Origin of the sequence: Clavibacter lycopersici, assembly GCF_003576405.1 — a bacterium.
Taxonomy (GTDB): Bacteria; Actinomycetota; Actinomycetes; order Actinomycetales; family Microbacteriaceae; genus Clavibacter; species Clavibacter lycopersici.
Genome location: NZ_QWGT01000527.1, coordinates 1 through 524, shown reverse-complemented (window position 1 = coordinate 524; position 524 = coordinate 1). Strand labels below are relative to the sequence as shown.

1 protein-coding gene is annotated in these 524 nt (G+C 77.7%); it reads right to left on the bottom strand.

Annotation, left to right across the window (positions count from 1 at the left end; translation table 11 throughout):
• Nucleotides 1-433: hypothetical protein (locus DZG00_RS16360; protein WP_233550187.1), on the bottom strand; the 433-nt coding region annotated here is incomplete at its 3' end.
• Between the last annotated feature and the right edge of the window lie 91 nt (nt 434-524).

Below are 524 nucleotides of genomic sequence, written 5' to 3'. Positions count from 1 at the left end.
GGGCGGTGCGGGTGCCGGCATCCGCCGAGGGGACGGCGCCCACCAGGAGGCCGGCCGCGACGGGGAGTCCCGCCCAGCCGGCGATGCCCGCCGCGCGGATCCGCAGCACGGGCGCGAGGGCGAGCAGGACGGCCGAGACGACGAGCGTGCCGACGCCGACGTGGACGAAGGGGTCGTTCGACGCGGCACCCGCCAGGTCGTAGGAGCGCACGGCCCAGACGTCGAGGTGCAGCAGCACGATGCCCACGACGCCCACGGCCTCAGCGGTGCCGGGCAGCCGTCGCCGGGAGAGGACCGCGGCCGCGGCCAGCGCGGCCACGGTGACGGCGGCGGTGATCGCCGCCCGGACGACGAGGCCGTAGGTGACGAACGCGTAGACCACGTAGAACACGGCGGCGACGGAGAGCAGCACCACGCCGATGGCGAGCAGCACGGCCGGGACGCTGATGCGGCGCCGTGGCGCGGGGGGAGCGGAGGGCGCCGGCGGCTGGATCGAGACCGGCGCCTGCTGCGGGCGCGCCGGA